Consider the following 1,102-nt stretch of genomic DNA (forward strand, 5'->3'; position numbering starts at 1 on the left):
CCACCAGGCGCCGCTCCAGCTCGTCCATGCCGGCCCGGGCGTCGCTGTCGGCGACCTCGATGGTCAGCGCGCCTGGCGGCAGCCCGTGCCGCATCAGCAGGGCCTCCACCAGCTGCGGGGACATGCTCCGGTCGGTGAGCCGGGCGGCGGACATCCGTACGGTCACGGGGATGCCCATGCCCGCCTCGTACCGCTCGGCGGCCTGCTCGACCGTCGCCTCCAGCAGCCAGCGCGCCAGCTCCGCCGTACGGGCCCGGTCCTGCCCGCTGCCGCGCCCGCCGGTGTCCGGCGGGCCCTGCATGAACTCGGCCGGCGTGTGCACGATGCCCTGCGCCGAGCGCCAGCGCGGCTGCGCCGACAGCGCCGCCAGGCGCCCGCTCGACAGCTCCACCACCGGCTGGTGGACGAGCGTGAACTGCCCGTCGTCCAGCGCGGAGCGCAGCCGGTTCGCCATCTCTATCCGGCGCACCACCTCGGCCTGCATCTGCGGCGCGTACAGCTCGACGCGCGCCTTGCCGGCCTGCTTGGCGCGGTACATCGCCAGGTCGGCGTTGCGCATCAGCTCCGCGGGGGTGCTGCCGGGCTCGGCGAAGGCCACGCCGATGCTGGCCGCGACCCGTACCTCGACGCCGCCCGCCGTGTACGGCTCGGAGAGCCGCACCCGCAGCCGGTCGGCGACCTCGCGGGTGCGCCGCTCGCGCCCGGTGCCGTCGGACCGGTTCTCCCCCGCCGCGCCGCCGACGAGCAGCACGGCGAACTCGTCGCCGCCGAGTCTCGCCGCCGAGTCCCCGGAGCGGATCGACTCCTGGAGCCGGCGGCCGGCCTGGATGAGCAGCTCGTCGCCGGCGGCGTGGCCGACGGTGTCGTTGACCGCCTTGAAGCCGTCGAGGTCGATGAAGAGCACGGCCGCGTTCGCGTCCCCGGCCCGCCGGCCGCCCAGCGCGTGGCCGACGCGCTCGGTGAACAGCGCCCGGTTGGGCAGGTCGGTGAGCGCGTCGTGGGAGGCGCTGTGCTGCAGCTGCGCCTGGAGCCGGACGCGCTCGGTGACATCCCTGGAGTTGAAGATCAGGCCGTTGTGGTGCCGGTTGACCGTCGACTCGAC

The 1,102-nt window shown here is 75.1% G+C and carries 1 protein-coding gene; it reads right to left on the reverse strand.

Features of this window, described 5'->3' with window-relative positions:
• A partial coding sequence (locus H5J30_RS34975) for a putative bifunctional diguanylate cyclase/phosphodiesterase (RefSeq protein WP_181791823.1) occupies nucleotides 1-1,102 on the reverse strand: 1,102 nt, incomplete at both ends.

Source organism: Streptomyces phytophilus, from assembly GCF_013870535.1.
In the GTDB taxonomy this organism is placed as follows: Bacteria; Actinomycetota; Actinomycetes; order Streptomycetales; family Streptomycetaceae; genus Streptomyces; species Streptomyces phytophilus.